This window comes from Antarctobacter sp. (assembly GCF_965277915.1).
In the GTDB taxonomy this organism is placed as follows: Bacteria; Pseudomonadota; Alphaproteobacteria; order Rhodobacterales; family Rhodobacteraceae; genus Antarctobacter.
Map to the genome: position 1 here is coordinate 4,655,920 of NZ_OZ255849.1, position 25,386 is coordinate 4,681,305.

General features: G+C 63.4%; 23 protein-coding genes. 15 read left to right on the forward strand and 8 right to left on the reverse strand.

Annotated elements, in window-relative coordinates; all coding sequences use genetic code 11:
• Window positions 1-13: 13 nt before the first annotated feature.
• Both ubiB and ubiE read right to left on the reverse strand, forming a co-directional pair.
• Window positions 14-1,546, reverse strand: coding sequence for a 2-polyprenylphenol 6-hydroxylase (gene ubiB, locus ACQY5B_RS23650; protein WP_420327058.1), 1,533 nt, complete (start codon window positions 1,544-1,546; stop codon window positions 14-16).
• Between the two features lies 1 nt (window position 1,547).
• Window positions 1,548-2,300: a bifunctional demethylmenaquinone methyltransferase/2-methoxy-6-polyprenyl-1,4-benzoquinol methylase UbiE gene (gene ubiE / locus ACQY5B_RS23655; RefSeq protein ID WP_420327057.1), complete on the reverse strand. Its 753-nt coding sequence runs from the start codon at window positions 2,298-2,300 to the stop codon at window positions 1,548-1,550.
• A 76-nt stretch (window positions 2,301-2,376) separates the two neighbouring features.
• Between ubiE and mutM the strand changes: the two genes are divergently transcribed.
• From mutM to gyrB, 8 genes are all read left to right on the forward strand, one after another.
• Complete coding sequence (gene mutM / locus ACQY5B_RS23660) at window positions 2,377-3,228, forward strand: bifunctional DNA-formamidopyrimidine glycosylase/DNA-(apurinic or apyrimidinic site) lyase (protein ID WP_420327056.1); 852 nt, start codon at window positions 2,377-2,379, stop codon at window positions 3,226-3,228.
• A gap of 64 nt (window positions 3,229-3,292) precedes the next feature.
• Window positions 3,293-4,069 carry an enoyl-CoA hydratase gene (locus ACQY5B_RS23665; protein WP_305969663.1) on the forward strand — a complete coding sequence of 259 codons (777 nt, stop codon included), beginning with the start codon at window positions 3,293-3,295 and terminating at the stop codon, window positions 4,067-4,069.
• 208 nt (window positions 4,070-4,277) lie between these two features.
• Window positions 4,278-4,541: a 30S ribosomal protein S20 gene (rpsT, locus tag ACQY5B_RS23670; RefSeq protein WP_305969664.1), complete on the forward strand. Its 264-nt coding sequence runs from the start codon at window positions 4,278-4,280 to the stop codon at window positions 4,539-4,541.
• Between the two features lie 481 nt (window positions 4,542-5,022).
• Entirely contained in the window at window positions 5,023-6,399 is a 1,377-nt protein-coding gene (gene dnaA, locus ACQY5B_RS23675) for a chromosomal replication initiator protein DnaA (RefSeq protein WP_305969665.1), read from the forward strand.
• 153 nt (window positions 6,400-6,552) lie between these two features.
• Window positions 6,553-7,671: a DNA polymerase III subunit beta gene (gene dnaN, locus ACQY5B_RS23680; RefSeq protein WP_305969666.1), complete on the forward strand. Its 1,119-nt coding sequence runs from the start codon at window positions 6,553-6,555 to the stop codon at window positions 7,669-7,671.
• A gap of 37 nt (window positions 7,672-7,708) precedes the next feature.
• On the forward strand, window positions 7,709-8,812 hold the full coding sequence (recF, locus tag ACQY5B_RS23685; protein ID WP_420327054.1) for a DNA replication/repair protein RecF: 1,104 nt from the start codon (window positions 7,709-7,711) through the stop codon (window positions 8,810-8,812).
• Window positions 8,805-9,326, forward strand: coding sequence for a GNAT family N-acetyltransferase (locus ACQY5B_RS23690; protein ID WP_305969668.1), 522 nt, complete (start codon window positions 8,805-8,807; stop codon window positions 9,324-9,326). Before recF ends, ACQY5B_RS23690 begins: the two co-directional genes overlap by 8 nt.
• A 327-nt stretch (window positions 9,327-9,653) precedes the next feature.
• Window positions 9,654-12,071, forward strand: a complete 2,418-nt coding sequence (gene gyrB, locus ACQY5B_RS23695) for a DNA topoisomerase (ATP-hydrolyzing) subunit B (protein WP_420327052.1) — start codon at window positions 9,654-9,656, stop codon at window positions 12,069-12,071.
• A gap of 219 nt (window positions 12,072-12,290) precedes the next feature.
• Here gyrB and ACQY5B_RS23700 read toward each other — a convergent pair whose 3' ends face one another.
• The 6 genes from ACQY5B_RS23700 to ACQY5B_RS23725 form a co-directional block, all read right to left on the reverse strand.
• Window positions 12,291-13,817, reverse strand: coding sequence for a cryptochrome/photolyase family protein (locus ACQY5B_RS23700; protein ID WP_420328574.1), 1,527 nt, complete (start codon window positions 13,815-13,817; stop codon window positions 12,291-12,293).
• On the reverse strand, window positions 13,811-14,476 hold the full coding sequence (locus tag ACQY5B_RS23705) for an SDR family NAD(P)-dependent oxidoreductase (protein WP_420327051.1): 666 nt from the start codon (window positions 14,474-14,476) through the stop codon (window positions 13,811-13,813). Before ACQY5B_RS23705 ends, ACQY5B_RS23700 begins: the two co-directional genes overlap by 7 nt.
• Before the next feature lie 31 nt (window positions 14,477-14,507).
• Window positions 14,508-15,581: a molybdenum ABC transporter ATP-binding protein gene (gene modC / locus ACQY5B_RS23710; RefSeq protein ID WP_420327050.1), complete on the reverse strand. Its 1,074-nt coding sequence runs from the start codon at window positions 15,579-15,581 to the stop codon at window positions 14,508-14,510.
• Window positions 15,581-16,273, reverse strand: a complete 693-nt coding sequence (gene modB, locus ACQY5B_RS23715; protein WP_420327049.1) for a molybdate ABC transporter permease subunit — start codon at window positions 16,271-16,273, stop codon at window positions 15,581-15,583. The genes modC and modB overlap by 1 nt, the downstream gene beginning before the upstream one ends.
• A gap of 4 nt (window positions 16,274-16,277) precedes the next feature.
• Window positions 16,278-17,021, reverse strand: coding sequence for a molybdate ABC transporter substrate-binding protein (modA, locus tag ACQY5B_RS23720; protein WP_420327048.1), 744 nt, complete (start codon window positions 17,019-17,021; stop codon window positions 16,278-16,280).
• Window positions 17,022-17,112: 91 nt separating this feature from the next.
• A complete protein-coding gene (locus ACQY5B_RS23725) occupies window positions 17,113-17,859 on the reverse strand; it encodes an HpcH/HpaI aldolase family protein (protein WP_420327047.1) in 747 nt (248 codons plus the stop codon).
• Window positions 17,860-17,957: 98 nt separating this feature from the next.
• Here ACQY5B_RS23725 and ACQY5B_RS23730 point away from each other — a divergent pair, with 98 nt between their 5' ends.
• The 7 genes from ACQY5B_RS23730 to ACQY5B_RS23760 all read left to right on the forward strand — a co-directional run bounded on the left by ACQY5B_RS23730 (window position 17,958) and on the right by ACQY5B_RS23760 (window position 25,341).
• Window positions 17,958-18,986, forward strand: coding sequence for an NAD-dependent epimerase/dehydratase family protein (locus tag ACQY5B_RS23730; protein ID WP_420327046.1), 1,029 nt, complete (start codon window positions 17,958-17,960; stop codon window positions 18,984-18,986).
• Between the two features lie 380 nt (window positions 18,987-19,366).
• Entirely contained in the window at window positions 19,367-22,231 is a 2,865-nt protein-coding gene (locus ACQY5B_RS23735; RefSeq protein WP_420327045.1) for a monovalent cation/H+ antiporter subunit A, read from the forward strand.
• 1 nt (window position 22,232) lies between these two features.
• Window positions 22,233-22,583 (forward strand): Na+/H+ antiporter subunit C, encoded by a 351-nt coding sequence (locus ACQY5B_RS23740; RefSeq protein ID WP_420327044.1) that lies wholly within the window; start codon window positions 22,233-22,235, stop codon window positions 22,581-22,583.
• Window positions 22,580-24,187 carry a monovalent cation/H+ antiporter subunit D gene (locus ACQY5B_RS23745; protein WP_420327043.1) on the forward strand — a complete coding sequence of 536 codons (1,608 nt, stop codon included), beginning with the start codon at window positions 22,580-22,582 and terminating at the stop codon, window positions 24,185-24,187. The genes ACQY5B_RS23740 and ACQY5B_RS23745 overlap by 4 nt, the downstream gene beginning before the upstream one ends.
• Before the next feature lie 3 nt (window positions 24,188-24,190).
• Window positions 24,191-24,682, forward strand: a complete 492-nt coding sequence (locus ACQY5B_RS23750; protein WP_305969689.1) for a Na+/H+ antiporter subunit E — start codon at window positions 24,191-24,193, stop codon at window positions 24,680-24,682.
• Complete coding sequence (locus ACQY5B_RS23755) at window positions 24,679-24,948, forward strand: K+/H+ antiporter subunit F (RefSeq protein WP_043142987.1); 270 nt, start codon at window positions 24,679-24,681, stop codon at window positions 24,946-24,948. Before ACQY5B_RS23750 ends, ACQY5B_RS23755 begins: the two co-directional genes overlap by 4 nt.
• A gap of 12 nt (window positions 24,949-24,960) precedes the next feature.
• Window positions 24,961-25,341, forward strand: coding sequence for a Na+/H+ antiporter subunit G (locus ACQY5B_RS23760; protein ID WP_305969690.1), 381 nt, complete (start codon window positions 24,961-24,963; stop codon window positions 25,339-25,341).
• Window positions 25,342-25,386: the final 45 nt, after the last annotated feature.

Below are 25,386 nucleotides of genomic sequence, written 5' to 3' on the forward strand. Positions count from 1 at the left end.
CTGGCAGCCAAAGTCAGGCAAGCAGTGCCCAGCCCAAAACCGTCGCCGCGCCAATCAGCGTGCCGACTCCGGTCCAGCCAAGGCGTGCGGGCCAGGGGTTTCGCGCCGGCGTCGGTTCAGGCTGTGATTGGCGGATAAGGGCGGCCTCTACAAGCGTCGGCAACCTCGGGCCGAACCGGGCCATGACCAGTGCGGTTTTCCAAAGATCCTTGGCTGCGGCGCGCGGGCCGATCGATTTCTTGATGTAGGCCTCGACGACAGGCTGCGCGACCTTCCAGATGTTCATGCGCGGGTCGAGAGACCGCGCAACGCCCTCGACCACAACCATTGTCCGCTGCAGGAGGATCAGCTCGGTCCTCGTTTCCATCCCGAACCGCTCGGTCACCTCAAAGAGATAGGCCAGCAGCTTGCCCATCGAGATCCGCGTGGCATCCATGCCGAAAATCGGCTCTCCAACCGCGCGCAGGGCGCGGGCGAACTCATCCACGTCGCGGTCTGCGGGGACATAGCCGGCCTCGAAATGCACCTCGGCAACGCGCTGGTAATCGCGCTGGATAAAGCCGAAGAGGATCTCGGCGTAGACCCGGCGGGTGTATTCGTCGATATGCCCCATGATGCCGAAGTCATAGGCAATGATGTCCCCGTTCGGTGCGACCTTGAGGTTGCCCTGGTGCATGTCGGCATGAAAGAAACCGTCGCGCAGCGCGTGGTTCAGGAACAGCTGCAACACCCGTTCCGACAGGTTCACCCGGTTGTGTCCGGCGGCGTCCAGCGCGTCGTTGTCGCCCAGTGCCACGCCTTCGACCCAGCCCATCGTCATCACGCGTCGGCCGGACCAGGCCCATTTGATCTCGGGTAGGGCAAAGCCCTTGTCATCCTTGGTATTGGCCTCGAACTCGCTGGCCGCCGCGGATTCCAGGCGCAGGTCCAACTCGCCCATGACGACGCCCTCGAAATGGGCGATCACGTCTGTCGGCCGCAGGCGCCGTGAGGCAGGCGACAGCAGCTCGATCATGTTGGCGGCAAAGTAGAAGGCGTCGATGTCCTTGCGAAAGGCCCGTTCGATCCCCGGGCGCAGAACCTTGACGGCCACTGTTTCGCCAGTGTCTGCCAGTGTTGCCTTGTGGACCTGCGCGATCGAAGCCGCGGCGACAGGTTCGCTGAAGGCGGAGAAAACCTCGTCCACCGGCTGACCCAGCTCGGCTTCGACCTGTGTCTTGGCGGCATCGACGGGGAAGGGGGGTAGCTTGTCCTGAAGAACGCGCAACTGTTGGGCCATCTCGTCGCCGACCACGTCGGGACGGGTCGACAGGATCTGGCCGAACTTGATGTAGGCAGGGCCAAGCGCCGTCAGCGCGCGAACCACCGGGGGCATGGACGGATCGCCCTCGTCACCCAGCCAGCGGAAAGGCCGGCCAAGGACCCGGGCGGCCACGCGCAGCGGCGCGGGTGCCTCCAGCGCGTCCAGCACGGCGCGCATTGCACCGGTGCGTTCCAGCGTGGCGCCGGTGCGGATCAGACGCCAGATGTTGTGGGGGCCACGCAACTCAGATCTTCCAGCCGGAGTGCAGACAGGCGACGCCCATCGTCAGGTTGCGGTACTTGGCGTTTTCGAATCCGGCGCCCTTGACCATGTCCAGAAAGGTGTCCTGGTCGGGAAAGCGTCGGATCGATTCCACCAGGTACTGATAGCTGTCGCGGTCCTGAGCGATCACCTGGCCCATGCGCGGGATGATGTTGAACGAGTACAGGTCATAGGCCCATTGCATCAGGTCATTGGGAATCTGGGAAAATTCCAGCACCATCAGACGCCCGCCGGGTTTCAGCACGCGGAAGGCCTCGTTCAGGGCCTCTTGCGGGCGGGTCACGTTCCGGATGCCGAAAGAGATCGTGTAGACGTCGAAGGTGTTGTCGGAAAAAGGCAGGGCCATCGCGTCGCCCACCACCCAGTCGAGCGAGTCGACCATCGCCTCGGCCTCGGCTCGCTTGCGGCCCTCGACCAACATGGGTTCGGTGAGGTCCAGCACGGTGGCGTGTCCGCTGCCGGCGCGTTTGAGGAAGCGAAACGAGATGTCGCCGGTCCCGCCGGCCACGTCCAGAAGGCGCTGTCCCGGACGCGGTGCCAGCCAGTCCATCATGGCATCCTTCCAGATCCGGTGGATGCCAAAGGACATGGCGTCGTTCATTACGTCATACTTGGAGGCGACAGAACTGAAGACTCCCTGGACCCGTCCGGCCTTTTCGCTCTCGGGCACCTCGGCATATCCGAAATGCGTCGTTTTTCCGGTCTCTTCGCTCATGGCCCTTGCCGTCCTCGATTGCATTGCTTTCTTATAGGGCGCCGCCGGGGCGATACAACGCGAAGGACCATGCCCGATGCCCGAATTGCCCGAAGTCGAGACAGTCCGTCGCGGGCTGGCCCCGGTCATGGAGGGGCAGGTGATCGCACAGGCCCGCGTCAACCGCCCCGATCTGCGCTGGCCCTTCCCCGAGAACATGGCGGATCGGCTGACAGGCACCCGGGTCGAGCGTCTGTGGCGGCGGTCGAAATACATCCTCGCCGATTTGTCGAGTGGTGAGACGCTGCTCATTCATCTGGGCATGTCGGGGCGCATGCTGGTTTCGGGTGATCCGCTGGGGAATTTCGTGCACGATCACCCGGCGCCGGAGAAACACGACCATGTTGTCCTGGACATGGGGCAGGGCGCGCGGGTCACCTTCAACGATCCGCGCCGCTTTGGCGCGATGGACCTGATGACGACCGCAGAGGTTGAGCGGCATCCGCTGCTGGTCAGCCTTGGTCCCGAGCCGCTGGGCAACGAATTCAGCGAATCCTACCTGACGGGCATGCTGAAGGGCCGCCGGACGCCGGTCAAATCGGCCCTGCTCGATCAGAAAATCATCGCCGGGCTGGGAAACATATACGTTTGCGAGGCTCTCTACCGCGCGCGCATCCATCCGGCACGCAAGGTCAACCGGATCTCCGAAGCGCGGCTGGGGGCCCTGGTTCCGATCATCCGCGAGGTGCTGCAGGATGCCATCGCGGCAGGCGGGTCATCCCTGCGGGATTTCCGCCAAGCCGATGGAGAACTTGGATATTTCCAGCACAGTTTTGATGTCTACGGACGCGAAGGTGCATCGTGTCGCAGCGAGGGCTGCGCCGATAGCGTGCGCCGGATCGTGCAGTCCGGGCGGTCGTCCTTCTACTGTGCAAGCTGTCAAAGATAACTTGAACCATGTGAATGAAATGCTAAGGCTTGGCCCTTGACGGAACCGGACGGAGCCCAAACACATGGCCTATGAGACGATCATCGTCGAAATAGAAGACCACGTCGCCACCATCAAACTGAACCGCCCCGATGCCATGAATGCGCTCAATTCTCACCTTCTGGGAGAGTTGTCCGAGGCGCTGGCCGAGGCGGACAAGAACGACAAGGTGCGCTGCATCATCATCACCGGCTCGGCCAAGGCCTTTGCCGCCGGTGCCGACATCAAAGAGATGTCGGAGAAAAGCTACGTCGAGATGTTCCTGTCGGACTTCTTCGGCCGCGAGGGCAATGCCATCACGTCGACCCGCAAGCCGATCATCGCGGCCGTCGCGGGCTATGCGCTCGGCGGTGGTTGCGAGCTGGCCATGATGTGCGATTTCATCATCGCCGCCGACAATGCCAAGTTCGGCCAGCCCGAAATCAACCTGGGGGTCATGCCCGGCCTGGGCGGTACGCAGCGCCTGACGCGCTTTATCGGCAAGTCCAAGGCGATGGACATGAACCTGACCGGCCGCTTCATGGATGCCGAAGAGGCAGAGCGCGCCGGTCTGGTCAGCCGGGTCGTTCCCGCAAAGCAGCTGATGGAAGAAACGCGGAACGCGGCCGAGAAGGTCGCCGAGAAGTCGATGATCTCTGCCATTGCCTGCAAGGAATCGGTGAACCGGGCCTACGAGACGACCCTCTCCGAGGGACTGCTTTTCGAGCGTCGCCTGTTTCACGCGCTTTTCGCGACCGAAGACCAGTCCGAGGGCATGGCGGCCTTCGCCGAAAAGCGCACCGCGCAATTCCGCGACCGCTGAGTCGCGCATTGCCCGATTCGCCCGGGAAACGGGCAATCGGGAAGAAAGACCTTGCCCGATGACGGGCGCTCTTGTATAGGCGCCCGTCATACATGCGCGTGATGCCCGCTTTGGCAAGAATCGGTTCGGCACGGGATGCCGTTCGTCGGCGTTGCGCATTTCTTGAACACTTCATCGTCGGCAGACGACAAACAGCAGGATCGATCACATGGCAAACACGCCCCAGGCCAAGAAACGCGCCCGTCAGAACGAAAAACGCTTCGCCGTCAACAAGGCACGCCGTTCGCGCATCCGCACCTATCTGCGCAAGGTTGAAGAGGCCATCGCATCGGGTGATCGCGAGGCGGCAACCGCTGCCCTGAAGGCCGCCCAGCCCGAGCTCATGCGCGGTGTGACCAAAGGCGTTTTCCACAAGAACACCGCCTCGCGGAAGATTTCCCGCCTTGCATCGCGGGTCAAAGCACTGGGCTGAGCACAATCACTATCTAGTATGTCTTTGCATGGGCGCCACTATATGTGGCGCCCTTTTTGCATATATAACCATTTGATCACACACCGGATTCTTTTCGGCGAAAGACCGAGTCAAGCTGTAGTTTCGGTTGCCGGTTCTTCACGAAGATTGCTAATTTCACCAAGCGAGCACGACTCGCAGGGGGGACAAGGCTGCCGGTTGCACTACGCCGAAAGGGGTGTGCAAACCTGTTTGTCAGGGCGTTGGGTCGCTTCTGTCAAACGCTCGGGGGAAAACCCCGGCCGTGTCCAAGGAATAGACATTGCGGGTCGCTGCACTGCGCGCCGAACGGGACTGCCGGAGCGTCGCTGCGACCAAGACCAGGGGTCACTCCCTCACCTTTGCGTCTGCGCAAGGGACGGTCTCGCTGTTCCTCCTGCAAGGAAGCCCGCCGCCGTCAGGCGTTCGGTGTGGGGATTGAGGAACGAGGACAAAACGGCAGATGACCGAAGAGCAATGGGGGGTCTTGCAGGACCAGATCTGCAAGGCTATCGGGCAAAATAATCATAAGACATGGATCGAACCGCTGCGTTTCGCGGGGTCGACCCCGGAAGGAACGGTGACGCTGCAGGCGCCCACCAATTTCTTCAGCACCTATGTCACGCAGAACTATGGCGACCAACTGTTGGAGCACATCATGTCGGTGTCGCCCCGCGTGCGCCGTCTGGATATCAAGGTGGCCTCGGCAATGACCGAGAGCGAAACCCGCGCCGTTGCGCAACAGGCGCCCGCCAGCCCCGAGCCGGCCGCCGCGCCCCAGCCCGCAGCCCGTGGCCATCTGCCCGGTGCACCCCTGGATGCGCGGTTCACCTTTGACACCTTTGTGGTCGGCAAGCCGAACGAACTGGCCCATGCCGCGGCCAAGCGCGTCTCCGAAGGCGGCCCGGTGACCTTCAATCCGTTGTTCCTCTATGGTGGCGTTGGCCTTGGTAAGACGCACCTCATGCATGCGATTGCCCACGAGCTGACGCAGCGCAATCCGCACCTGGCCGTACTCTATCTTTCGGCGGAACAGTTCATGTACCGCTTCGTGCAGGCCCTGCGCGAACGCAAGATGATGGACTTCAAGGAGATGTTCCGCTCTGTCGACGTGCTCATGGTCGACGACGTGCAGTTCATCGCCGGCAAGGATTCGACCCAGGAAGAGTTCTTTCACACCTTCAACGCACTGGTGGATCAGAACAAGCAGATCATCATTTCGGCCGACCGCGCCCCGGATGAGATCAAGGACCTGGAAAACCGCATTCGCAGCCGTCTGCAGTCCGGCCTTGTCGTGGACCTGCATCCGACTGACTACGAACTCCGACTCGGCATTCTGCAGTCCAAGGTTGAAGGCTATCGCGCCATGCACCCCGACCTGGTGATCGACGATGGCGTTCTGGAATTCCTCGCCCACCGGATCAGCACCAACGTCCGCGTTCTCGAAGGTGCGCTGACCCGCCTGTTCGCCTTTGCCAGCCTCGTGGGCAAACCGATCAACATGGACCTGGTTCAGGACAGCCTGGCCGACGTGCTGCGTGCTTCCGAACGCAAGATTTCGATCGACGAGATTCAGCGCAAGGTGGCCGAGCATTACAATATCCGTCTGTCGGACATGATCGGGCCCAAGCGCGTGCGCAACTTTGCCCGTCCGCGGCAGGTGGCGATGTACCTGTGCAAGCAGCTGACCTCGCGGTCGCTGCCTGAAATCGGTCGCCGGTTCGGCGGGCGCGACCACACCACGGTGATGCACGGCGTCAAGCGGATCGAAGAACTGCGCCTGCAGGATGGGCAGATCGACGAGGACGTCGAGATGCTGCGTCGGGCGCTCGAAGCCTGACAGGCTGTGGAAAAAATGCGGCGTGCCGGAACTGGTACGTCGCAACGCCTTGACGCCTAGGCAAAAGCACAAGACAAATCGTGAAAACCGACTTGGAGTGCGGGCCGGCGCAGGCTAGGCTGCGCCCCCGGGCGTTGCGGAGAGGGTAGGGCGATGAAATTCAGCATGGAACGGGCGGCGCTCTTGCGCGCGGTCGCGCAAGCGCAATCGGTCGTGGAGCGGCGCAACACGATCCCGATCCTGGCCAATGTCCTGATCGAGGCCGAGGGTGAAAATGTCACCTTTCGCGCCACCGATCTGGATATCGAGGTGCTGGACCGCGCTTTGGCGCAGGTCGAAAAGGCGGGCGGCACCACGGTTTCCGCCGTGACCCTGCACGAAATCGTCCGCAAGTTGCCCGACGGAGCGCTGGTCACGCTTGCCGCTGATCCCGGTTCGGGCCGCCTGTCGGTCTCCGCCGGCCGGTCGCATTTCTCTTTGGCGACCCTGCCCAAAGAAGACTTCCCGGTCATGGCGACCTCGGAATACGACTGTAACTTCTCGGCCAAGGCCGAGGTGCTGCGCCGTCTCTTCGACAAGTCGAAATTCGCGATTTCCACCGAGGAAACCCGCTATTACCTGAACGGCGTCTACATGCATGTTGCGGATACCGCGGATGGTAAATCGCTGCGCTGTGTCGCGACGGACGGGCACCGGCTGGCCCGGATAGACGCGCCGCTGCCCTCCGGTGCCGAAGAGATGCCCGGCGTCATCGTTCCGCGCAAGACCGTAGGCGAGTTGCGCAAGCTGGTGGACCAGGACGACATGGACATCGCCGTTTCGGTCTCGGAAACCAAGGTGCGTTTCGCCACGCCGGACATCACCCTGACGTCCAAGGTCATCGACGGAACCTTCCCGGATTACACCCGCGTGATTCCCAGCGGCAACACCCGGCAGCTGGAGGTCGACGCTTCGGAATTCGCCAAGGCCGTGGACCGTGTGGCCACCGTGTCTTCGGAGCGCTCGCGCGCGGTCAAGATGCAGCTGGACGAGGATCGGCTGATCCTGTCCGTCAACGCACCGGACAGCGGCGCCGCCGAGGAAGAACTGGCCGTTGCCTATGGGGACGAACGGTTGGAAATCGGCTTCAACGCGAAGTACCTGCTGGAAATCGCCAGCCAGGTGGACCGCGAGAATGCCGTCTTCCTGTTCAATTCCTCCGGCGACCCGACCCTGATGCGCGAAGGCGGCGACGAAAGCGCGGTCTACGTCGTCATGCCGATGCGGGTCTGATCAGAGACGATTTTTCGCCGAAAAATCGTCTCGTCTCATGCCGCTCGCCCTGACCCAGCTGACCCTGTCGCATTTCCGCTCGCACCGCATGGCGCGGGTGGCGGTTGATCCACGACCGGTGGCGATCTTTGGCCCGAACGGCGCAGGCAAGACCAATCTGATCGAGGCGGTCTCGTTGTTTTCTCCAGGCCGCGGGATGCGCCGGGCGTCGGCCGCGGAAATGGCGCGGCGACCGGAAAGCTTGGGGTGGAAGATCACCGGGCAGTTGACCGGCCCCGAAGGCCAGCACGAGATCGCCTTCACATCGGAAAACGGCGGCGCGCGTCAGGTCACGATCAACGACAAATCCGCCAGTCAGATTGCGCTGGGCCGCATCGCCCGCACCGTCTGGCTGATCCCGGCGATGGACCGGCTATGGATCGAGGGGGCCGAAGGGCGACGGCGGTTTCTCGACCGACTCACCCTGTCGTTCTATCCCGACCATGCGCAGGCATCGCTGGACTATGAAAAGGCCATGCGCGAACGAAACCGTCTGCTCAAGGAAGAGGTCCGCGACCCGCATTGGTACGTCGCGCTTGAATCGCAGATGGCCCGTGCCGGGGCGTTGCTGACAGCCAACCGGAGGGAGGCCCTGGCCCGCTTGCAGGCCGCGCAGGCCGAGGCAGAGACCGCCTTTCCCGCCGCCGACATGGAGTTGGTGCAGTCAGAGGGCAGCCTGCCGCAGGCCGAGGAAGACCTGCGCGATGCCCTGGCCGAAAGCCGGTTCCGCGACATGGGGGCGGGGCGCGCGCTGGTTGGCCCCCATCGAAGCGATCTCTACGGGGTTTTCGCTGCCAAGGGTGTGCCCGCCTCCGAATGTTCGACCGGTGAACAGAAGGCCCTGCTGATTTCGCTGATCCTGTCCAATGCGCGCGCCCTGGCACAGGATTTTGGCGCCGCGCCGATCCTCTTGCTGGACGAAGTTGCGGCCCATCTGGACGCGACCCGTCGCGCCGCGCTCTACGACGAAATCTGCGGCTTGGGTGCGCAGGCCTGGATGACGGGAACGGGGGCGGAACTCTTTGCGGAACTGGGCAACCGGGCGCAGCATTTCGAAGTGACCGAAGAGGGTGGCGAAAGCCACGTCCGGCGCCATGATTGAGGTGATCCCTGAACATGCGCTGACTGCCGAAGACGAGGCGCAGGTGGCAGAGTTGCTGCGGGCCTCTTTTCCCACGGATTTTGGCGGTCGCAGCTTCTATCAGCAGCGGCCTCATCTGCGGGTCGTCTGGCGCAATGGCACGATCCTGGGCCATATCGCGCTGTTCTACCGCGCCGTGCGCATCGACGGACAACTGATCGATGTTATCGGGTTGGGCGATATCGCAACCGCCCCACGGGCGCGTGGGCAGGGCATCGCCACCGCCCTGCTGGATCGCACGCTTGCCATCGGCAAGGACAGCAATGCCAAATTCGCGCTGCTCTTTGGTCAACGCACGCTTTATGACCGGGCCGGATTCCGGCTTGTTGCAAACACATACACCCGGGTCGACATGACCGGCGCCCGCACTGGTGATGTCGACCACGTCCAGAGCCGCTTTTTGCGCGTTCTTCCGTTGACCGGGGCGGCTTGGCCTGACAGCGCCGAGCTTGACCTGCTGGGGCCGCTGTTCTGAGGGCTGGCATCCTGTAGAAGGCTTCTATGATCGACCCCGACCCGAGCGATTCTTCTACATTCTGCGCACCGCCACGGCGCTGCACTGGATGCGGTTGAGCGAGAAACCCATGCCGCCGTGACCGACTGAATGCTGCGGAAACCAGCGCGGCGGGCTTCTGCGGAGAAAGCAGAAAAACGCCCGCTGTGCGGGATGACGGACGCGCTGCACCGTGATCTGACGCTGTCACGATTCCCGCATTGACGGATTACCAAATATTGTGTCCGTGGCGTGACAATCCCCCGCTAAACCTCTATAACTTGGGCCAAAATAACAAAGGATCAGGCGATGTCCGACCAGCCCGCGGCGCCGAGTGAGTACGGCGCCGATTCCATTAAGGTTCTCAAAGGCTTGGAGGCGGTGCGCAAACGCCCCGGCATGTATATCGGTGACACCGATGACGGCTCGGGCCTGCACCACATGGTCTACGAGGTAGTGGACAACGGCATCGACGAGGCGCTGGCCAAACATGCCGACTATGTCCATGTGAAAATCCATGCCGACAACAGCGTGTCGGTGCGGGACAACGGGCGCGGGATTCCCGTCGACATCCACTCGGAAGAGGGGGTTTCGGCGGCCGAGGTCATCATGACGCAGCTGCACGCCGGCGGGAAGTTCGACCAGAACTCCTACAAGGTGTCGGGCGGTCTGCACGGCGTGGGCGTTTCCGTCGTCAACGCGCTGTCCGTCTGGTTGGAGCTCCGCATCTGGCGCAACGGCAAGGAACACTACGCCAAGTTCGAACATGGCGAGACCAGCGAACACCTGCGCATTGTCGGCGATGCCGAGGGCGAGACCGGGACAGAGGTCCGCTTCCTTGCCTCGACCGACACGTTTTCCAACCTGGATTACAATTTCGAGACGCTGGAAAAGCGCCTGCGCGAACTGGCCTTCCTGAACTCCGGCGTGCGCATCATCCTGGAGGATGAGCGCCCCGCCGAGCCGCTCAAGACCGAGCTGCACTACGAGGGCGGCGTGCGCGAGTTCGTCAAGTATCTCGACCGTTCCAAGCAATCCGTCATGGCAGAGCCGGTCTACATGGAAGGCGAGAAGGACGGTATCGGGGTCGAGGTCGCCATGTGGTGGAACGACACCTACCACGAAACGGTGCTGCCCTTCACCAACAACATCCCGCAGCGGGATGGCGGCACGCACTTGGCCGGCTTCCGTGGTGCCCTGACCCGAACGATCCAGAAATACGCCCAGGAGTCCGGCATCGCGAAACGCGAAAAGGTGAATTTTACCGGCGACGATGCCCGCGAGGGATTGACCGCCGTGCTTTCGGTCAAGGTGCCGGACCCGAAATTCTCCAGCCAGACCAAGGACAAGCTGGTCAGTTCAGAGGTGCGCCCGGCGGTCGAAAGCCTGATGAACGAGAAGCTGGCCGAATGGTTCGAGGAGAACCCTCAGCAAGCCAAGCAGATCGTCGGCAAGATCATCGAGGCCGCTCTGGCGCGTGAGGCAGCCCGCAAGGCGCGTGAGCTGACCCGTCGCAAGACCGCGATGGACGTCAGTTTCAACGCGGCCAAGCTGAAGGACTGTTCCGAGAAGGACGCCTCCAAGACCGAACTGTTCCTGGTCGAGGGGGACTCGGCCGGTGGATCGGCGCAAACGGGCCGTGACCGCCGCAACCAGGCGATCCTGCCCCTGCGCGGCAAGATCCTGAACGTGGAACGGGCGCGGTTCGACCGTATGCTGTCCAGCCAGGAGATCGGCAACCTCGTGATGGCATTGGGCACCGGCATCGGGCGGGATGAGTTCGACATCTCGAAACTGCGCTACCACAAGATCATCATCATGACCGACGCCGACGTGGACGGCGCGCACATCCGCACGCTTCTGCTGACCTTCTTCTACCGGCAGATGCCCGAGCTGATCGAGGGCGGATACCTCTATATCGCGCAACCACCGCTGTACAAGGTCGCGCGCGGCAAGTCCGAGGTCTATCTCAAGGATCAGACTGCGCTGGACGACTACCTGATCCAGCAAGGGATCGAGAATGCCCAGCTGAACCTGAGCTCGGGCGAGGTGATCGTCGGGCAGGACCTTGTCCGCGTGGTCGACGAGGCGCGGCAGCTCAAGCGCGTGCTCGAAGCCTTCCCCACCCATTACCCACGCCATATCCTGGAGCAGGCCGCCATCGCCGGGGCCTTTGTTCCGGGCGCCGTGGATGCCGACCTGCAAGGCGTGGCCGACAAGGTCGCCGCGCGACTGGACCTGATCGCGCTGGAATACGAACGTGGCTGGAACGGTCGGATAACCCAGGACAAGGGCATTCGGCTGGCGCGTATCCTGCGCGGTGTCGAAGAGGTCCGCACGCTGGACGGGCCGATGCTGCGCTCGGGCGAGGCGCGCAAGACCGGCAGCTTTACCGAGAGCCTGCAGCATATCTACGGCACACCTTCGACGCTGGAACGCAAGGATCGCCGCCAGCTGATCCAGGGCCCGCTTGACCTGCTCAAGGCCATCCTGGACGAGGGCGAGAAGGGTCTGACCCTGCAACGCTACAAGGGCCTGGGGGAAATGAACCCCGACCAGCTGTGGGAAACCACGTTGGACCCGGATGCGCGGACCCTTTTGCAGGTGACGATCGACGACATGGCCGAGGCGGATGACCTGTTCACCAAGCTGATGGGAGACGTGGTCGAGCCGCGGCGAGAGTTCATTCAGCAGAACGCCCTGACCGTCGAGAACCTCGACTTCTGAGTTTTTGTAGGCATAGTGGCTCACGGTGCGCATCGTTTTCGCACCGTGAGGATGCATTGACACGGGTTTTGTCAATTTCGACGGTGCCTTGTGCGTACTGGCCACTATGGTGTGAGCGCTGTCACCCGTGGTCCCTGGCGGACCCACCTTGGCACAGCAGATGCCTTGCTACACCATCGAAGTTATTTCGACGAACAAAGCGCAGGTTCTGTGCCAGCATCAGACGCGTTCACCCGCCTCCATGCGGTCCAAGAAGGATTGCGCCTCTCGCAGCACGGTTTCGCGCTTGTCAGGATCCATCCTGTCGAAGGTACGGTACATCTGGGCCATGCGGGGATTGCTTTCGAACCGGTCTCGGTGTCTGTCCATGAAATGCCAGTAGAGGAGGTTGAAGGGGCAGGCAGTCTTGCCGGTCTTGGCGGCCACCGAATAGGCGCAGGGCTTGCAGTGGTCCGACATCTTGTTGATGTAATTTCCCGAGGAAACATACGGCTTTGAGGCGATGATGCCACCATCGGCAAACTGGCTCATTCCTACCGTGTTGGGCGCCTCGACCCATTCAAAGGCGTCGATGTAGACGCTCAGGTACCACTCGTGCAGCGCGTGTGGATCGACCCCCGCAAGCAATCCGAAATTGCCCGTCACCATCAGGCGCTGGATGTGGTGGGCATAGGCTTCGTCCCGCGTCTGCTCCACAGCCTTGGCGACACAGCGCATGTCGGTCTCGGCACTCCAGTAGAACCAAGGCAATTTCCGGTTGTGATCCAATACGTTGCGCTCAGGATACTCCGGCCCTTCGCGGAAATAGATCCCACGGACATATTCCCGCCAGCCGATGATCTGCCGAATAAAGCCTTCGGCGGCGTTGATCGGGACATCGCCGTTTTCAAACGCCTTTTCGACAGCGTGGCAGGCGTCCAGCGGGTCGAGAAGCCCGATGTTCATGTAGCCCGACAATAGCGAGTGATAGAGAAAGCGGTTCTCGTCGAGGATTGCATCCTGGTAGTCGCCGAACCGGGGCAGCGCATGATCGATGAAATGCGCCAGTGCCTGCTGCGCCTCCGCCCGGTCGGTGGCAAAGCCGAAGGGTCGCAACACACCGAAATTGTTCGGGAACCTTGCCTCGACCAGATCCAGAACCTCCTCAGTGACAGCATCGGGTTCGAACCATATCGGCTTGTGCGTGACAGTATCAGGCGCCGGTTTGCGGTTGTCATGGTCAAAGTTCCACTGCCCCCCGGCGGGGTCGTCGCCTTCCATCAGAAGGCCCGTCTTGCGTCGCATCTCGCGATAGAAATACTCCATCCGCAGGGCTTTGCGGCCTTCGGCCCATTGGTCGAACATCGCGTGGGAGGCGATGAAACGGTCATCTTCCAACAGGCGCACCTTGAGCGGGCAATGCTGCAAGGCATTGATAAGGCGCCATTCTCCGGGTTCCGTAGCGATCACTTCGGAGGCATCCGTCTCTTCGGCCCGCCGCAGCAACTCTCCACAGATCGACCCGGCATTCTGCGTGTCGTCCAGTTCGGTGTAGCGCACCTCCCAGCCGTCCTCGCGCAGGCGCGCGGCGAACTTGCGCATCGCCGCAAAGATGAACGCGATCTTCTTGGGGTGATGCGGCACGTAGTCGGTTTCGTCCACGACCTCGGCCATGATCACCACGTCACGCGCCTTGTCCGCGACTTTCAGCGCCGCGACGCCCTCGCTCAACTGGTCGCCCAGTACCAGGACCAGCCGGCTCACCAGGGAATCTCCCGGCCCGCGTAATCAAGGAATTTCCCGGTATCCTCGGGGCTTAGCCCTTTCATGACCTTGACCAGGCGCTCGGCTGCATGGGTTGGCGTGACCGTGGGATAGCGATTGGCGTACTTGGCGGTAAAGTTCGTTTCGACCGTTCCGGGATGCAGGCAGACGCAGGCCAGTTGCCGGTGCGAACGCGCAAGTTCCACGGCGGCGGTGTGGATCAACTGGTTCACCCCGGCTTTGGCCGCGCGATAGCTGTACCAGCCGCCCAAACCGTTGTCCCCGATCGACCCCACGCGCGCGGACACCACGGCAAAGACGGCCCGTTCGCGGCGCGGCAAGAGGGGCAAGGCATGTTTCAGGACCAGCGTCGGGCCGATGGCATTCAGCAGATACTGGTCCATCAGGGCTTTGGCATCCAGTGCTTTCAGTGTCTTCTCCGGCTCTGCCCCGGCGATTTCCAGCGCCCCGGTTGCCACGAAGACCAGATCGAAGGGCCCCTCCAGAGCGCCCAGAACGGTGCGCAGACTGTCCTCATCCGTCACGTCCAGTCCGTCGCGCGACCGCGACAGACCGGTGACGGCCATGCCCTGGTCGCGCAGATGCGCCGCCACGGCCCCACCGATGCCGCCGCTGTCCCCGATGATCAATGCGTTTTCCATGCAGCGCCAGTTAGCGGCGGCGGGCATGGGTTCAAGCGGTGCCAACATCCTCACGCGCGATTGCCACCGTCTTGACCACGGCGAAACAGTCTACTCCGGGCGCCAGGCCCAGCTTCTCCGCCGACCGTCGCGTGACCCGCGCCAGAACCCGCCCGGCCGCTGTATCCAGCGAGACAAGCGCCCCCGGACCATCTCCCTCTCGGATGGAATCCACCTTTCCCGCCAATATGTTGAGCGCAGAAAGCCCCTCGGGCCTTTGCCGCGCCAGGATGACCTCCTGCGCCGCGATCCGGATCCGCAAAGGCGCGCCCACGGCCTGCGGAACACGCGGCAGGTACAGCGGCACGCCCCCGGCATCCAGTTCGGTCAGGCCGTCATCATGGTGGGCGGCCACCCGCACCTCTAGTACAGCGCCCACGGCGCGGATGCCCGCGGGTGTCACGGCCGGGTCGCTCAGCACCTCTGCGGCGGTGCCCTGCCTCACAACACGCCCGTCCTGAAGGACAACCACGGTTGTCGCCAGCCGGGCGACCTCTCCCGCGGAATGGCTGACGTAGAGGATCGGACAGCGGGCCTCGTCCCGGAGTCGTTCGAAATAGGGCAGGATCTCGCGCTTGCGGGCCTCGTCCAGCGCGGCCAAAGGTTCATCGGCCAGGATCAGGCCGGGATCGGCCAACAGGGCGCGCCCGATGGCAACGCGTTGTTTTTCCCCGCCTGACAGGGCACCGGGGCGGCGGGTCAGCAGGGGGCCAAGGCCCAGCATTTCCACCACCGGGTCCAGCGGCAAAAGCGACCCGGCGAACCAGCGCCCGTACAGCAGATTTTGCCGGACCGACAGATGTGGGAACAACCGGCCTTCCTGGAAAATATAGCCCAGGCGGCGCTTGTGCGGCGGCAGCCAGATTCCTTGCGACGTGTCGCCCAACACACGCTCACCAACCCGCACGCGCCCCTCATCGGGCCGCATCAGACCGGCGACGGCATTGATGACGCTGGTCTTTCCAGACCCGGAGCGGCCAAAAAGCACGCAAAGACCCGGCGGTGCCTCGAACGCGGCCTCCAGCGTGAAGGTCCCCAGCCGGTGGCGCACGGCAACCTCCAGCATCACGCGCCCCCCACCCGCGCCGCCACCCGGCGCGAGATCCACTCCGACAGAAGCAGCGCCAGCATTGCCACGGCAACCGCCACGGCGACCAGCCGCAGGGCAGAGGCCTCTCCGCCAGGCACCTGGAGAAAGGCATAGATCGCCGAGGGCAGCGTCTGTGTCTGGCCCGGGATGTTCGAGACGAAGGTGATCGTGGCGCCGAACTCTCCCATCGCCTTGGCAAAGCCCAGGATGGCGCCCGCCAGGACACCCGGCAGCACCATCGGCAAGGTCACGGTGGCAAATACCCAGGCACGCGAGGCGCCCAGCGTGGCAGCCGCCTGTTCCAGCTTCGGATCCACCGCCTCGATCGACAGACGCATGGCACGCACCATCAGAGGAAAGCCCATGATCCCGGCGGCCAGCGCCGCGCCCGTCCAGTTGAAGGCAAAGCTGATCCCGATGGATTTCAGGAAGCCCCCCACCGGCGCGCGCGGGCTGAGGGTGATCAGCAGCAGGTAACCGGTGACGACCGGCGGCAGGATCAACGGCAGGTGGACCAGCCCGTTGAGGATCTGCTTGCCGGGAAACCGCCAGCGGGCCAGCGCGTAGGCAATGAACAACCCGATGGGCAGTGCCGCAACCGTGGCCCAGAACGACACCCGGAGGGACAATCTGACCGCCTCCCACTCTGCCGGGCTGAGCCAATCCATCGCGTCAGTTGTCCAGGACGGCGAAACCCTGAGCGACAAAAAGTGCCGCCGCCTCGGGCGTTTGCAGGAAGGTCAGGAAAGGAGCCGCCGCGTCGGCGCGATTTTCGACGGCGGCAACCGGGTAGCGGATCGGTGGGTGGCTGTCCTCGGGGAAGAGGCCGAGGGCATCGACCGCCGGATCGGCGGCGGCGTCGGTGGCATAGACCACGCCCAGCGGCACCTGTCCCAATGAGACCAGCGCCAGCGCCGCGCGCACGTTGTCCGCCTGGGCCACGCGGGGCGCCACGGCCTCCCACAAGCCCAGAGAGTCCAGCGCGGCCTTGCCGTAGATGCCTGCCGGAACCGCCTCGACCAGCGCCATCGCCAGGCGCCCGTCGCCCAGCATCGCGGCCAAGTCCAGGTCCGGTCGGATCTCGACTGGGTCCGCGCCCGCCGGACCGGCCAGCACCAACCGGTTGCCCAGCAGTTCGGTGCGCGTTCCCGGGGCGATCAGCCCGTCGCGTTCCAGCACGTCCATCCAGTCTGTGTTGGCCAGAAAGACGATGTCGGCGGGTGCCCCCTGCTGAACTTGCCGCGCCAGCGCCGATGACCCGGCGTAGGACAGAACGAGGTCACCGTCATAGGCCTCGGCGACCTTGTCCAGCGCGGTCTTGAGACTTGCCGCGGCGAACACGGTCACTGCCTCTTCCCCGGCCGCGGGCCGAGCAAGCACAAGGGCGAAACACAGGCAGGCAAAGAGTTTTCTCATGGCAGGGACGGTTCTGGCACGCGCCGCCGCGGCTGTCACCACAGAAACTGGAAACCGCCGCCGCAAAAGGCGCTTTGCTAGGCCGTGCCGGTCAGCTGCGGGACAGACCCTTGCGCAGCGCCACAAGGTCCAGATCCTGCGCGATGAACGCCACGCCGGCGTCGATCGCCTTCTGTCCGAACGCGGGGTCGATGATCAACGTGCCCGCAGGTTTGCCGGCCGCCCTGATCCGTTTGATTCCGTCAATCACTGCCGCCTGAACCTCAGGGTGGGCCGGTTTGCCCGGAAAGCCCATCGAGGCCGCCAGATCCGCTGGCCCGACAAAGATGCCGTCGATCCCGGGCACGGCGGCGATGGCCTCGATCTGGGCCATGGCCTCGACCGTTTCGACCTGAACGATCAGGCAAAGCTCGTCGCGTGCGGTGGCGTGGTAATCGGCGATCCGGCCAAAGTTGCTGGCCCGCGTCATCCCGGCGACCCCCCGGATACCCGCGGGCGGATAGGCGACGGCAGCCGCAGCTTCGGCGGCCTCTTCGGCGTTCTGCACATAGGGAATGATCAGCGTCTGTGCCCCGATATCCAGAAGGCGTTTCATCTCGGGGGCGTTCAGCGAGGCGGGCCGCGCGAGGGCGGATACCGGATAGGGTGCCACCGCCTGCAGCATCGGCAGCACGCGGATCGGGTCCATCGGCGAATGCTCGCAATCGAAGAGCATCCAGTCGTATCCGCAGGCTGCCATCATCTCTGCGGCCAGCGGATCTGTCATGCAACACCAGATGCCGTGCTGCAGACGACCTTCCTGCAAGCCTGCCTTGAAGGTGTTTTTCTTCAGTTCCATCGTCGACCCTCTATGCATTTGCGCAAACACTAGACGCATCGTCGGGGATCAGGCAAACGAGTCCCCGTAACTGGCACGAATTCTCAGGACCCTGCGCCATGCCCACCGTTCTTGTCACCGGCTCCGCCGGCTTCATCGGTTATCATTGCTGCGCGCGTCTTTTGGCTGAAGGCTGGCGCGTGATCGGGCTGGATGCGCTGACCGATTATTACGAGGTCTCGCTGAAGGAAGATCGACACGCCCGGTTGGCGCCGTTGGGCGATTTCGTGCCCGAGATCGGCCGGGTCGAGGATCCGGGGCGCATGGCGGAACTCTTTGCGCGGGAAGAGCCCGACGTGGTGATCCATCTCGCCGCGCAGGCCGGGGTGCGTTATTCGATCGAAAACCCGCGGTCCTACCTGGAATCGAACATCATCGGCACCTTCGAGATACTCGAGGCCGCCCGCGCGCATCCTCCGCGCCACCTGCTGTTGGCTTCGACTTCGTCAGCCTATGGCGCGAACACCGAAATGCCCTATCGGGAGACCGACCGGGCCGACTACCAGATGTCCTTTTACGCGGCGACGAAGAAATCCACTGAATCGATGGCGCACAGCTATGCGCATCTGTTCGGCGTTCCGACAACCATGTTCCGCTTCTTCACGGTCTACGGGCCCTGGGGCCGGCCCGACATGGCGCTGTTCAAGTTCACAAAGGCCATCCTTCAGAACAGGCCGATCGACGTCTACAACTTCGGCGACATGCAGCGCGATTTCACCTATGTCGACGACCTCGTCGAGGGCATCCGCCTGCTGATGGACGCGGCACCGGAACGACCCGCCGACGGCATCGTGCCCGAGGGCGACAGCCTGTCGCCGGTGGCGCCCTTCCGTGTCGTGAACATCGGCAATTCCGAACCGGTGCAGCTGACCGATTTCATCGAGGCCATCGAAGAGGCCACGGGCCTCGACGCGACGCGAAACCTGATGCCGATGCAGCCCGGCGACGTGCCCGCGACCTGGGCGGATGCCACGTTGATGCAGACCCTGACCGGCTACAGCCCACGCACAACGGTGCGCGAGGGTGTTGCAAAATTCGTAGCGTGGTATCGCGACTACTACTTGCGCAACAGCACCGGCTCCGCCTGACACGGAATGCCCAGGGGCGGCCCGTATCCCGGTCGCAAGCCGGAAACATGATGGAAATCGTCATCTTTGACCTTGCACCGGACCGATCTTGTCCCACAATAAGGTTCTGGAACCGCCACGGGCGGCAGACATGGGGGATGGGCCGCAGAGTGCCGGAAAACGGGATCAGATCGAACAACGGCCTCTCTTGGGGGGTGTCGAGGTTGTTCCGCTTCTGTCCTTGCGGCCTGCGTGATCCGTGGTGCCCCGTCTCCGGCCTCTGAGGCCGCGCCGACCCCGATCTGTATCCGCGGCAATGGTTCCTTTTTCTGGAATAATCATTGCAATCTTCGCGGTCTTTTCGGAAAAAACGTCAATTTCCTGACCCTGCGGAGACGCGAATGACCACCCAGAGCAGTCTTCTGCCCATCATCGCGCTGCTGCCCTTCCTGGGCGCTCTTGTGCCCGGCATCATGATCCGGGCCGGCCGAACCGCCACCGCCACCTTTACCGCCGTGCCGACCGTGTTGGCGCTGGTCATGCTGGGCACGCTGGCCCCAGGCGTGATGGACGGCACGGTCTATACCATGTCGATCCCATGGCTGCCCCAGATGGGGCTAGAGGTTGCCTTTTTCCTCGACGGTCTGGGCCTGATGTTCGCCTGCATGATCCTCGGCGTCGGCCTGCTGATCACGTTGTACGCGCGCTACTACCTGTCCGGAGAGGATCCGGTGGGGCAGTTCTATACCTATCTGCTGCTGTTCCAGGGTGCGATGCTGGGCATCGTGATTTCGGACAACATACTGCTCTTGCTGATCTTCTGGGAGCTGACATCGCTGTCGTCCTTCCTCTTGATCGGCTACTGGAAACACCTGCCTGAAGGCCGCCAGGGCGCGCGCATGGCACTGACAGTGACCGGGGCCGGGGGGCTGGCGATGATTGGCGGGATGCTGATCCTGGGCAACATCGCGGGCAGCTACAACCTGACCGACATTCTGGCCGCCGGGGACGCGATCAAGGCCTCTGACTGGTATACCCCGGCCGTCATTCTGATCCTGCTGGGCGCCTTCACCAAGTCTGCGCAGTTCCCCTTCCACTTCTGGTTGCCGCACGCGATGGCCGCACCGACGCCGGTCTCGGCCTACCTGCATTCGGCCACGATGGTGAAGGCCGGGGTCTTCCTCATGGCCCGCATGTGGCCTGCGCTGTCGGGGACGGAACTGTGGTTCTACGCCGTGGCAACCACCGGCCTGGTCACGATGGTCATCGCCGCGGTGATCGCGCTGTTCAAGGACGACCTCAAGGGCCTGCTGGCCTTTTCGACCGTGTCTCACCTGGGCCTGCTGACCATGCTGCTGGGCTTTGGCACAGAGGCGGCGGCGATTGCGGCTGTCTTTCACATTCTCAACCACCTGACCTTCAAGGCCGCCCTCTTCATGACCGCCGGCATCATCGACCACGAGGCGCACACCCGCGACATCAAGCGGCTGGGGGGGCTTGCGAAACTGATGCCGATCACCGCCGTCATCGGCACCGTCGCCGCCCTGTCGATGGCCGGTATCCCGCTGTTCAACGGCTTCCTGTCAAAGGAAATGATGCTGGAAGAGGCAAGCCACACCTACTGGTGGGAAAATCCGTGGATCGTGCCCGCGCTGGCCACCTTCGGGGCGCTCTTCTCTGTCGCCTACAGCCTGCGGTTCATCTTTCACGTCTTCGGCGGCCCGGTGCGCGACGACTATCCGTCGAAACCGCATGATCCGCCCGCCGGCATGTGGCTGTCACCCGCCTTTCTGTGCATCTTCGTGGTGCTGATCGGTGTCGCACCCTTCCTGGCGGAGGACGTGGTGAACATGGCCGCGACCGCCGTCACCGGCCATGAAACCCATGCCCATCTCAAGATCTGGCACGGGGTGACACCGGCGCTTTACATGTCGATTGCCGCCGTTGCCGGGGGCGCGGTGCTGCTGCTGCTGCACCGCCCGCTGGACGCGGCCTGGATCAAGGCCGGGCCCTTCTACGCCAAGGCCGTCTTTGACGCGGTGATCGCGGGCTGCGTGCGCTTGTCGCGTGCCATCTCTGACACGTTGCACGACGGCTCGATCAGCCGTTACCTGGCGATCTTCACAGCGGCCACGGTGGCCGTTGGCTATGTCGCCTTCATGCGGGGAGAGATCGCCCCGCCAACCCGTGACCTTCTGCCGATCCCGCCGGTCGTCGCGGTGGGCTGGGTCCTTCTGGTCTGCGCCACGGCGGTCATCGTCCTGCAACACCACATGCGCTACCGCGCGCTGGTGGTGCTGGGGGTCATCGGCCTGATGATCTCGGCCGGGTTCATCTACATCTCTGCCCCCGACCTTGCGCTGACGCAGATCTCGGTCGAGACGGTGACGATCATGCTGCTGCTCCTGGCGCTGCACTTTCTGCCCAAGACCACGCCGCAGGAAAACACCGCCGGACGCCGTGCGCTGGACGGGGTGATCGCCGTTGCCGCCGGTGTCGGGGTGGCTGCGCTGTCCTTTGCCTTCATGACACGGGACTTCAGCTCGATCTCGGACTTCCACCTTGCGAATTCCTACAAGGGCGGCGGCGGCACCAACGTCGTCAACGTGATCCTTGTGGATTTCCGGGGCTACGATACCTACGGCGAGATCATCGTGCTGGGCATCGCAGGCCTGGTGATCTTTGCCCTGATGGAGGCCCTGTTGAGCGGCCCGGCGGGCGCAAGGCTGCGCAACTCGGGCTACAACTTCGACCGGTCGCATGACCGTCACCCGCTGATGATGGTGATTGCAACCCGCGTGATGATGCCCATTGCGCTGATGGTCGGCGTCTACATCTTCCTGCGCGGCCACAACCAGCCGGGGGGCGGCTTTGTCGCCGGGCTGGTGTTCTCCATCGCGCTCTTGATGCAGTACATGGCGTCGGGCTTTGGCTGGACCTCGCGACGGCAGCAGTTCGAATATCACGCGATGATCGGCTGGGGCGTGGTGATCGCAGGGCTGACCGGCATGGGCGCCTGGCTGTCGGGGACACCCTTCCTGACCTCGGCCTTCGGCTATGTCCACCTGCCCCCGATCGAGGAGTTCGAATTGGCTACCGCCGCGCTCTTTGACCTTGGCGTGTTCCTCTGCGTGCTGGGGGCCGTGATGCTGATGCTCTACAGCCTCAGCCGGATGGCGCGCCACGCGGGCGAAACCGTCAATACCGAACCAATGGACTATGACCCATCGCGCCCGCGCAAGATGGTCGAGAAAGGAAAGGCGTGACATGGAATTGCTTGTCGCAAGCGCCATCGGCGTGCTGACGGCGGGCGGGGTCTACCTGATCCTGCGGCTGCGCGTCTTCCCGGTGATCCTCGGGCTGTCCCTGCTCAGCTACGCGGTCAACATCTTCCTGGTCTCGACCGGGCGGCTGGCGATCAACGCGCCGCCGATCCTGAACAAATACGCGGACGTCCCCTATACGGATCCGCTGCCCCAGGCGCTGGTGCTGACCGCGATCGTGATCTCGTTCGGGATGACGGCGGTTCTGGTGATGTTCGCCCTCGGCGCCTACCTGGAGGCCGGGGATGACAGCATCGACATGAAAGAGGCCGAAGAGAAGGACGACGCGGCATGAGTCACTGGATCATCGCCCCCGTCGTGCTGCCTGCCATGATGGCGCCGCTTATCGGTTACGTCATGCGGCACGACATCGTGCTGGCCCGGGTCGCCTCGGCGGCCTCGACCGTGGCGCTCTTTGCCATCGCCCTTGGGCTGGCGTTCTGGGCCGCAGATGGCGGCACCCATGTCTATCGCCTTGGTGACTGGCCCGCGCCATTCGGGATCGTCCTGGTGCTGGACCGGCTGTCGGCCATGATGGTGCTTCTGACCGCCTCGCTGGCGCTGATCGTGCTCTGGCACGCGATCGCGACGGGGTGGGACGCGAAGGGGCGCCATTTCCACGCGCTGTACCAGTTCCAGCTCATGGGCATCTGCGGCGCCTTCCTGACCGGCGACGCCTTCAACCTGTTCGTCTTCTTCGAGGTGCTGCTGATCGCCTCCTATGGCCTTATGGTGCATTCCGGCGGCAAGGTGCGGATGCAGGCGGGTCTGCAATACGTGGTCATGAACCTCGCCGGTTCGACGCTGTTCCTGTTCGCGCTGGGCACGATGTATGCCACGACCGGCACGCTCAACATGGCGGATCTTGCGGTCAAGGTGCCGCAGATCGCGGCGGAGGATTCGGGCATGGTGCGCGTGGCGGCGGTGTTGTTGCTGATCGTCTTCATGATCAAGGCGGCGCTCTTTCCCGTGCAGTTCTGGTTGCCGGGCACCTATTCCAACGCCCCTGCACCGGTCGCGGCGCTGTTCGCGATCATGACCAAGGTCGGCGCCTATGCCATCATCCGCCTGCATACCCTGGCGTTCCATCCCGGGGCAGAGCCGACCAGGGACGTGGTGACGACCTGGCTTTTCCCGGCAGCGATGGTCACCCTGACGCTGGGCGCAGTGGGCGTTCTGGCGGCGCGGCGGCTGATGCCCTTGCTGTCCTTTTCGGTGATCGGGTCGATGGGGACGATGATGCTGGCCGTGGCTCCGGTCGATGCCTACGCCACGGAAACCGCGCTGTATTACCTCGTGCATTCCACATTCTCGGCGGCCGCCCTGTTCCTTTTGGCGGACCTGGTTGTCAGCCGACGGGGGACCGACGCTCTGGACGCGCGCCCGCCGGTTCTGCAGAACGGGCTGTTTGCCGCGCTCTTCTTTGCCGCCGCGATTGCGATGGCGGGGATGCCGCCCCTCTCGGGCTTCCTGGGCAAGCTCCTGATCCTCGACGCGCTGCGCGGACCGGAATTGATGCCCTGGGCCTGGACCGGCATCCTGGTCGGGTCCCTGGTGACAATCGTCGGCTTTGCCCGCGCCGGCAGCATGATCTTCTGGAAGTCGACCTCGCTGAAGGTGCCTGAGGGAACGGAGGCGATCCAGTCCGATCCGCCGCCTGCCCCGGCCAAGGGAGCCGAAGTGGCCCCCACTATAATGCTGCTGGCGTTGCTGGTGGGGCTGGCGGTTCTGGCCGGTCCGGCCACGGGCTACATGCGCGCCGCGGCCAACCAGTTGTTCCAGCCCACGGGTTATATCGATGCCGTGCTGGCTCCGGTCGAAGCACCGGAGAAGGCCGAGAAACCCGAGGCCGACCCCGAACACGACGCCGCTGACCCGCTTGCGGAAGAGGAGCATTAAGCCATGCTGAAACGCATCTTTCCGCACCCTCTGCTGAGCATGACCCTGCTTCTGGTCTGGCTGATGCTGGTCAACAAGGTCACGCCGGGCAACGTCTTGCTGGGTGGTTTCCTCGGGATCGTCGTGCCGATCCTGACCTCGCCCTACTGGCCCGGCCGGCCGCGTCTGAAACGGCCTCTGATGGCGGTGCCCTACGTCCTTCTGGTGATCTGGGACATCATCGTGGCCAATATCCAGGTGGCCATGATCATCCTGTTCAAGCCGCGCGCTCGGATCCATTCCAAGTGGGTCGTCGTCCCGCTGGATCTGACATCGGCCGAGGCGATTACCGTGCTTGCCGGGACCATCACCATGACGCCCGGCACCGTGTCCGCCCTGCTGTCCGCAGACGGGACGTCCTTGCTGGTGCATTGCCTGCACACGGATGATCCGGACAGCGTCCGCGACGAGATCAAGACCCGCTACGAAGCCCGGCTGAAGGAGATTTTCGGATGATCACCTACGCTTTGTATTTCGCGATCGGCTGTTTCGGCCTCGGGCTTTTGTTCAACCTCTGGCGTATCGTGACCGGGCCGGGTCAGGCCGACCGGGTGCTTGCCCTGGACACGATGGTGATCAACATCATCGCGCTGCTTGTCCTCTACGGGATCCTGCAAGGCACAGCGATCTATTTCGAAGCCTCGATGCTGGTCGCGATGGTCGGTTTCGTGTCCACCGTCGCCTATTGCCGCTTTCTTCTTCGCGGCGACATCATCGAATAAGGGAGGACGATCATGTTTGCAGAAATCCTTGTGTCGGCCTTCCTCATTATCGCTGGGATCTTTGGCCTTGTCGGGTCTCTGGGCCTGTTGAAGCTGGACGATACGATGCAGCGCCTGCACGCGCCCACCAAGGCCACGACCCTGGGCGTTGGCGGGGTATTGATCGCCTCGATGCTGTATTTCCTGCTGGTCAAGGACAAGCTGTCCTTTCACGAGTTGCTCATCACCCTGTTCCTGTTCCTGACCGCACCGGTCACGGCCCTGTTCATCGCGCAAACGCATATCCTGATGGGGCTGCGGCGGCGCGACCTGCCCCCAACCGGGGGAGAACACGACTGGTCGATCTACGACGATCCGCCAGAGCAGGAGCCCCGCGAAGCAGACCAGACCTAGTCCTGAACTGCACCGCAGAATGAAAAACGCCCGCCGGATCGCTCC

What these genes read in the sequence shown, in the direction of transcription:
- ubiE (WP_420327057.1), bottom strand. Translation starts at nt 2,300, where the DNA reads ATGAGCGAAGAGACCGGAAAAACGACGCATTTCGGATATGCCGAGGTG.
- mutM (WP_420327056.1), top strand. Translation starts at nt 2,377, where the DNA reads ATGCCCGAATTGCCCGAAGTCGAGACAGTCCGTCGCGGGCTGGCCCCG.
- ACQY5B_RS23665 (WP_305969663.1), top strand. Translation starts at nt 3,293, where the DNA reads ATGGCCTATGAGACGATCATCGTCGAAATAGAAGACCACGTCGCCACC.
- rpsT (WP_305969664.1), top strand. Translation starts at nt 4,278, where the DNA reads ATGGCAAACACGCCCCAGGCCAAGAAACGCGCCCGTCAGAACGAAAAA.
- dnaA (WP_305969665.1), top strand. Translation starts at nt 5,023, where the DNA reads ATGACCGAAGAGCAATGGGGGGTCTTGCAGGACCAGATCTGCAAGGCT.
- dnaN (WP_305969666.1), top strand. Translation starts at nt 6,553, where the DNA reads ATGAAATTCAGCATGGAACGGGCGGCGCTCTTGCGCGCGGTCGCGCAA.
- recF (WP_420327054.1), top strand. Translation starts at nt 7,709, where the DNA reads ATGCCGCTCGCCCTGACCCAGCTGACCCTGTCGCATTTCCGCTCGCAC.
- ACQY5B_RS23690 (WP_305969668.1), top strand. Translation starts at nt 8,805, where the DNA reads ATGATTGAGGTGATCCCTGAACATGCGCTGACTGCCGAAGACGAGGCG.
- gyrB (WP_420327052.1), top strand. Translation starts at nt 9,654, where the DNA reads ATGTCCGACCAGCCCGCGGCGCCGAGTGAGTACGGCGCCGATTCCATT.
- ACQY5B_RS23705 (WP_420327051.1), bottom strand. Translation starts at nt 14,476, where the DNA reads ATGGAAAACGCATTGATCATCGGGGACAGCGGCGGCATCGGTGGGGCC.
- modC (WP_420327050.1), bottom strand. Translation starts at nt 15,581, where the DNA reads ATGCTGGAGGTTGCCGTGCGCCACCGGCTGGGGACCTTCACGCTGGAG.
- modB (WP_420327049.1), bottom strand. Translation starts at nt 16,273, where the DNA reads ATGGATTGGCTCAGCCCGGCAGAGTGGGAGGCGGTCAGATTGTCCCTC.
- modA (WP_420327048.1), bottom strand. Translation starts at nt 17,021, where the DNA reads ATGAGAAAACTCTTTGCCTGCCTGTGTTTCGCCCTTGTGCTTGCTCGG.
- ACQY5B_RS23725 (WP_420327047.1), bottom strand. Translation starts at nt 17,859, where the DNA reads ATGGAACTGAAGAAAAACACCTTCAAGGCAGGCTTGCAGGAAGGTCGT.
- ACQY5B_RS23730 (WP_420327046.1), top strand. Translation starts at nt 17,958, where the DNA reads ATGCCCACCGTTCTTGTCACCGGCTCCGCCGGCTTCATCGGTTATCAT.
- ACQY5B_RS23735 (WP_420327045.1), top strand. Translation starts at nt 19,367, where the DNA reads ATGACCACCCAGAGCAGTCTTCTGCCCATCATCGCGCTGCTGCCCTTC.
- ACQY5B_RS23740 (WP_420327044.1), top strand. Translation starts at nt 22,233, where the DNA reads ATGGAATTGCTTGTCGCAAGCGCCATCGGCGTGCTGACGGCGGGCGGG.
- ACQY5B_RS23745 (WP_420327043.1), top strand. Translation starts at nt 22,580, where the DNA reads ATGAGTCACTGGATCATCGCCCCCGTCGTGCTGCCTGCCATGATGGCG.
- ACQY5B_RS23750 (WP_305969689.1), top strand. Translation starts at nt 24,191, where the DNA reads ATGCTGAAACGCATCTTTCCGCACCCTCTGCTGAGCATGACCCTGCTT.
- ACQY5B_RS23755 (WP_043142987.1), top strand. Translation starts at nt 24,679, where the DNA reads ATGATCACCTACGCTTTGTATTTCGCGATCGGCTGTTTCGGCCTCGGG.
- ACQY5B_RS23760 (WP_305969690.1), top strand. Translation starts at nt 24,961, where the DNA reads ATGTTTGCAGAAATCCTTGTGTCGGCCTTCCTCATTATCGCTGGGATC.